General features: G+C 69.0%; 6 protein-coding genes. All 6 read right to left on the minus strand.

Features of this window, described 5'->3' with window-relative positions; all coding sequences use genetic code 11:
* Positions 1-486: hypothetical protein (locus tag Q8Q85_12510; GenBank protein MDP3775078.1), on the minus strand; the 486-nt coding region annotated here is incomplete at its 3' end.
* Positions 476-1,309 (minus strand): type II secretion system protein, encoded by an 834-nt coding sequence (locus tag Q8Q85_12515; protein MDP3775079.1) that lies wholly within the window; start codon positions 1,307-1,309, stop codon positions 476-478. The genes Q8Q85_12515 and Q8Q85_12510, both read right to left, overlap by 11 nt.
* Complete coding sequence (locus Q8Q85_12520; protein MDP3775080.1) at positions 1,309-1,659, minus strand: hypothetical protein; 351 nt, start codon at positions 1,657-1,659, stop codon at positions 1,309-1,311. Before Q8Q85_12520 ends, Q8Q85_12515 begins: the two co-directional genes overlap by 1 nt.
* A gap of 35 nt (positions 1,660-1,694) precedes the next feature.
* On the minus strand, positions 1,695-2,099 hold the full coding sequence (locus Q8Q85_12525; GenBank protein MDP3775081.1) for a GspH/FimT family protein: 405 nt from the start codon (positions 2,097-2,099) through the stop codon (positions 1,695-1,697).
* A 248-nt stretch (positions 2,100-2,347) separates the two neighbouring features.
* Positions 2,348-4,180, minus strand: coding sequence for a bifunctional homocysteine S-methyltransferase/methylenetetrahydrofolate reductase (locus Q8Q85_12530; protein ID MDP3775082.1), 1,833 nt, complete (start codon positions 4,178-4,180; stop codon positions 2,348-2,350).
* A partial coding sequence (gene metH / locus Q8Q85_12535; GenBank protein ID MDP3775083.1) for a methionine synthase occupies positions 4,177-6,594 on the minus strand: 2,418 nt, incomplete at its 5' end. The genes metH and Q8Q85_12530, both read right to left, overlap by 4 nt.

The raw sequence follows: 6,594 nt of genomic DNA on the forward strand, positions 1-6,594 counted from the left end.
CGAGAGCGGGTTCGCCCCGCTCGCGATCATCTGGGTGCCGTTGGCGCTGACCAGCGCGGCGCGGGCGGGGAGGATCCCCGGATTTAACTGCGCCAGCTGCGCGACGACGCGTTTGCCTTGCGTCAGCCCGCCGAGGCGCGCCTCGGTCGAGTAGCCGCTCGCGCGGATCACCCACACCGCCATGGAAGAGCCGGCCGCCGGTCGCAGCCGCTGGGCGACCACGTCCGAGTAGCCGTCACTGACGGTGTAGCGGACCGAGTCGTAGGTGGTGGTCGAGCCGATCCCCCGGTTGGCGGCCAGATAGCTTTGGAGTCCTGCCTGGGCCAGCGACAAGGCCCGCGCGCCGGCGAGCGAGTTGTCCGTGGTGCGGTGTTCCGCCGAGACGAGGATGAACGCCGCCGTCAGCATCACCGTGAGGAGCGTGGTCACGAGGAGCGTGGTCGGCAGCACGAAGCCGCGCGCCGGTGCGAGCGGGCTACTGCGCATTGTTTCGGAACAGGATGTTGGTCGTGAGGTCGAACCTCATCGGCACGGTCCGGCCCGCCGGCAGATCCTCGCTCGCCGTAACCAGCCTGGCCCTGAGGCCCCTTACCGTGTTGAGGTCCGCCGGCGCCGAGGTCTGCACGGCGAGCGTGTACCCCACCAGGAACTGGAAGCTGGCGCTGGTGTCGAACGGGGACACCAGCTCATCCCTCACGCCCGTAGTGATCACCGTGCGCCAGAGAGCCAGCCGGCCGGGCAGCTCGGCGGAAGACGCGAACGCGTAGCGAATCTCCTGATACAGGTAGATGAGCGAGCCGGTGGGCGTTGCCAGCACGTTCGGCGCGACCGCGACGGCCCTGGCCGCCCATCCCGGAGCGGCGAGCGTCGTGATTCCCGAGTCCGCGCACGGCGTCATGGAGGTGCTGGACACGGTCGCGGGCTTGACGAACCGGTAGGCGAGGGTGATCGGATCTCTCCAGGCGTAGCCGCTGATCGTGGCCCCGCTGTATGTCGAGTTCTCGGCGGGGAGCAGGCTCACGATCGTCGCGCCTCCGACCTGCGCGCATGCGATGCCGAAGGCGTAGGGCACGCGGATCGTGACGGAGTCACGGCTGGCCGCGACGAGGCCGCTGTCGCTCACCGCCCGGAATTCGGACGTCATCACGTTGAGCGCGGCGCGCGCGCCAGCGCGCGCTTGCATCACCGCGTCCTGCGTCCCGACGAAGCGGGCCTGGTTGATGACGAGCCGGGTGAGCGCCGCGCCGATGATGCCGGCGATCGCCATGGCCACCATCAGCTCGGCGAGCGAGAAACCGCGGCGGGTCATCATGACTTCAGGGGCACCGGCTGGCGCGGCTTGCCGCGTTTCATGAAGATGGTGTCGGGGCGGGCGCCGGCGATCGAGGTGCCCACCGACACGCGTATGCTGTCGAGCCGCGGCGAGAGGACCGTCACCCCCGTGCACCCCAGGATCATCACGATGCCGCTCATGGTCGTGTCGCAGCCGGCTATCGAGGGCAGGCTGTCGAAGGCCACCGTGGAGGCTCGGTCCACCTTGCTCAGCAGCACCGACATCATCAGCGCCTGATCCGTGGCCCGGGTGGAGTGCTTCGCCACCTGGAACGCCAGGCCCGCGAGGCTCAGGATCACGGCCGAGAAGATGACGACGCTGATCATGATCTCGATGAGCGAGAAGCCGGAGCGGCCGGCGCTCAGTCGATGATGCGGATCTGCCCCGCGCGGGTCATGCGGATCTGCTTCTGGTAGCTGGCGTCCCCGATACTGACGATCACCGAGGCGGTGGTCATGCCGTTCGGCAGTACCTGGACCGACGCCGGCGTCGCGGTGAAGGTCGTCAGCTTGAACTCCGACTCCGGCCCGAAGCGTCGGGTGTAGAGCGTCGTCCCCGATCCCGGGTCGGTCACTGTCGTGGTCTTGGCGCCGGGGCTGAACAGCATCGTGACCGGCTGGTGCTGCCGGCCGGCCAGCGACTGCGCCAGGAAGAAGTCCGCCGCGATGACGTTCGCGGCGCGGTTGATCCGGGCGTGCGTGATCTGCCGGATCACCGACGGCGTGAGCGCACCCACCACCGTGGCGACCACGAGGAGCACCATCACCGCTTCGATGATGGAGAAGCCTGTCCGTGACCGGTGCCAACATCCCGCCTCGCACCTGGGAATCCGCATCGCCTCGAAGTCTGTCCCTCTCAGGGGTAGCAAGCTTCGTTCCGCCAGAGCCCTGAGGGCGTAAGTGCTTGCCGCGCCGACGACTGCAATCCCTAAGTGTGGGGAGTAGGGGGCTCATGGGCAAGGGTAAGTGCTGCAGGGTTCGGCAGAGGGATGCAAGAACCCGCACGTTCAAAGACTTAGCCAAATACCTCGAGCGCGATCGGGACTCGGCCAAAGGGCGCGCTAACCTGGGCCCCCTGCACCATGTGGCGTACCCGCGCCAGCATCTCCCGGGCGATAGAGACGCCCTCCGCCAGGGATGCCTCCTTGCCCTTGTCCTGCGCCGTCCGCATCCGGTCGATCACGGAGTCAGGCACCGAAACGCCCGGCACCTCGTTGGCCAGGAACTCCGCGTTGCGCAGCGACACCAGCGGCCAGATCCCGGCCACGATGGGGATGCGGAACTCCTCGATTCGGGCGAGGAAGCGCTCGAGCTGCTCCGGGTCGAACACCGGCTGGGTGACGGCGAACTCAGCCCCCGCGTCCACCTTCCACGCGAAGCGCTTGAGCTCGCGGTCGAGATCAACGGCGGCGGGGTTGACGCCCACGCCGATCACGAACGACGTCGGCCGGCCGATAGCGTTGCCGCCCGGGTCCAGCCCGTGGTTCAGCCGGTTGACCAGGTTGGTGAGCCCGATCGCGTCGATGTCGAAGACGGCGGTGGCGTCGGGGTACGGCCCCATCTTGGGCGGGTCGCCGGTGATGAGCAGCAGGTTCTGCAGGTGGTGCGCCGACGCGCCGAGCAGGTCCGAGAGCATCGAGAGCAGGTTGCGGTCGCGGCAGCAGTAGTGGATCACCGTCTCGATGCCGACTTCGCGCTCGATCAGGAGCGCGGTCATGAGAGCGCCCATGCGGCTCTGGGCGCGAGGACCGTCGGGGACGTTGACAGCGTCAACGCCGGCGCCCTTGAGCAGGCGGACACTGGCCAGCATCTGCGAGGGGTCCACGCCCTTGGGCGGGACGATCTCCACCGTGGTGAGGAACTCGCCCGCCGCCAGCTTCTTCCCCCAGTGCGAGCGCTCGGCCAGCGGCACCGGCTCGACGCCGGCCGGGGCCTCCACGGCGCCTCCCTTGACCGCCACGCTCTGCCGCGGCGAGACGCTGACCACGAAGGAGGCCACTTCCTTGATGTGCTCCGGCGTGGTGCCGCAGCAGCCGCCCACGAACCTCGCCCCCGCCTCGACCAGGAACTTGGCGTAGGTCCCCAGGTACTCCGGCGAGGCCATGTAGATCTTTCGGTCGCCGATGGCGCGCGGCAGGCCGGCGTTGGGCTGGGCCGTGAGCGGGCGGGTGGTGACCTTCGCCATGCGCTCGATCGCCTCGAGCACGCCCTGCGGGCCGACCGAGCAGTTGACGCCGATCGCGTCGGCGCCCCACTGGTCGAGCGCGCGCGTGAAGGTCTCGACGTCGGTGCCGTAGGCGGTGCTGCCGTCCTCGCCCACCGTCATCTGCGCGATCACGGGGAGGTCGGCCGTGGCGCGCACCGCCCGCAGCGCCTCGTGGATCTCGTCGAGGTCGGCGAACGTCTCCAGGATGAACCCGTCCACGCCGCCTGCGAGGAGTCCTTCGGCCTGCTCCCGGAAGAACGCGAACGCCTCTTCCCGTCCCGTCTCGCCGAACGGCTCGAGCCGCACGCCCAGCGGGCCGATGGCGCCGACGACGCTGGCGCGGCCGTCCGCGGCCTCGCGCGCGATCTCGGCCGCGCGCTGGTTGATCGCACGCGTCTGGTCCGCGAGCTGGTAGTGCGCGAGCTTCACGGGGTTCGCGCCGAAAGTGTTGGTCTCGAGCAGTTCGGCGCCGGCCTTCAGATACGCCTTGTGCACGTCGCGCACCAACTCGGGCGACCTCAGGTTCAACTCATCGTAACAGACGTTGATGAAGACGCCCCTGGCGTAGAGCATCGTGCCCATCGCCCCGTCGAAGACGTGGGCGCGGCCGTCGGCGATGAGGTCGCGCAGGGTGTGGCTCACCGGACCGCCAGCTCCGCGGGCTCGCTCTCGTATGCGAGGTTGGGACCGAGCCATCGTTCGATCTCCGCGACTTCCATCCCCTTGCGGCGGGCGTATTCCGCCGCCTGGTCCCGCCCGATCCGGCCGACGCCGAAGTAGTGCGCCTCCGGGTGCGAGAAGTACCAGCCGCTCACCGACGCGGCGGGCCACATCGCGAAGCTTTCGGTGAGGCGGATGCCCGCGCCCTCCGTGGCGTCGAGCAGCGCGAATAGCGTGCGCTTCTCGGTGTGGTCGGGGCAGGCGGGGTAACCCGGCGCGGGACGGATGCCGCGATAGCGCTCCTTGACCAGGTCGTCGCCGGCCAGCGTCTCCGCCGGAGCGTAGCCCCAGAACTCCTTGCGAACCCGTTCGTGCATCCGCTCCGCCAACGCCTCGGCGAGGCGGTCGGCGAGCGCCTTGGTCATGATGCTGCTGTAGTCGTCGTTCTGCCGCTCGAACTCGGCGCACAGCTCGTCGGTCCCGCCGCCGGCGGTGACCGCGAACGCGCCCACGTAGTCGGCGATGCCGCTGTCCTTCGGCGCCACGAAGTCGGCCAGGCACAGGTTGGGGCGGCCGGGCGGCTTCTCGTTCTGCTGCCGGAGCCCCCGCAGCACGGCGCGGACCGCTCGGCGATCGTCATCCGGGTACACCTCGATGTCGTCGTCGCCGACCGCGTTGGCGGGGAAAAGACCGATCACCGCCCGCGCCCGGAGCAGCTTCTCCCGCACGATGCGCTCCAGCAGCGCCTCCGCGTCATTCATCAGCTGGCGCGCTTCGGTCCCCTTCGCCGGGTCGTCGAGTATCGCCGGATAGTGGCCCTTGAGTTCCCAAGTCGCGAAGAACGGCGACCAGTCGACGTACCGCGCCAGCTCTCCGAGCGAGTAGTCGTCGAAGACCTTGGTGCCCAGGAAAGCGGGACGCGGCGGCTGGTAGCCGGCCCACGCGATCCGGCACTTCCTGCGGCGCGCTTCCTCCAGCGTGAGCGTGGGAGTTCGGGCGCGCCGGCCCGCGTGCGCCTCGCGGAGCGCCACGTACTCGGTACGCACGCCCTGCGCGAAAGCCTCCCGCCGCTCGGCGCTCAGCAGGCTGCTCACCACCCCCACGCTGCGCGAGGCGTCGAGCACGTGCACCGTCGGCCCGTGGTAGTGTGGCTCGATCTTCACCGCCGTGTGCATCCGCGATGTCGTCGCGCCCCCGATCAGCAGCGGGACCTCGAACCCCTCGCGCTCCATCTCCTTCGCGACGTGCACCATCTCGTCGAGCGACGGTGTGATGAGGCCGGAGAGTCCGATCGCGTCGGCGCGCTCCGCGCGCGCCGTCTCCAGGATCTTCGCCGAAGGCACCATCACGCCCAGGTCGACGACGTCGTAGTTGTTGCAGCGCAGCACCACGCCCACGATGTTCTTGCCGATGTCGTGCACGTCTCCCTTCACCGTGGCCATCACGATCTTCCCCTTGGCCCGCTGCTCCTGGCCTGACGCGGCCTTCTCCGCCTCGATGTAGGGGATGAGGATCGCCACCGCCTTCTTCATCACGCGGGCGCTCTTCACGACCTGAGGCAGGAACATCTTCCCCGCGCCGAAGAGGTCGCCGACGGTGTTCATCCCGTCCATCAGCGGGCCCTCGATCACCTCGATGGGCCGCGCGTACTTCCGCCGGGCCTCTTCCACGTCCTCGTCGATGTGGTCGAGGATGCCCTCCACCAGCGCGTGCGCCAGCCGCTTCTCGACCGGATGGCGCCGCCACTCCAGGTCAACGGTCCGGGCCTTGGCCGAACCCGAGTAGCGCTCGGCCAGCGAGGTGAGCCGCTCCGTCGCGTCGGGCCGCCGGTCGAACAGCACGTTTTCCACCGCGACCAGCAGCTCCTCGGGGATGTCGTCGTACACGGTGAGCTGGCCGGCGTTGACGATCCCCATGTCCATCCCCGCCTGGATGGCGTGGTAGAGGAAGGCCGAGTGCATCGCTTCGCGGACCCGGTTGCTGCCGCGGAAAGAGAAGGACAGGTTGCTCACGCCGCCGCTCACCAGGCAGTGCGGGAGCGTCTGCTTGATCCGCCGGCACGCCTCGAGGTAAGCCATCGCGTATCCGCTGTGCTCGGCCAGGCCGGTCGCGACCGCGAAGATGTTCGGGTCGAAGATGATGTCCTCGGGCGGGAAGCCGACCTGCTCGGTGAGGATTCGGTAGGCCCGCGCGCAGATGGCCACCTTGCGGTCTGCCGTGTCGGCCTGGCCCTGCTCGTCGAACGCCATCACGACGACCCCCGCGCCGTGGCGGTTGATCACGGTCGCCTTGCGCAGGAACTCCTCTTCGCCTTCCTTCAGGCTGATCGAGTTCACAACCGGCTTGCCCTGCACGCACTTGAGGCCCGCCTCGATGACCGACCACTTGGAACTGTC

This window comes from Gemmatimonadales bacterium (assembly GCA_030697825.1).
In the GTDB taxonomy this organism is placed as follows: domain Bacteria; phylum Gemmatimonadota; class Gemmatimonadetes; order Gemmatimonadales; family JACORV01; genus JACORV01.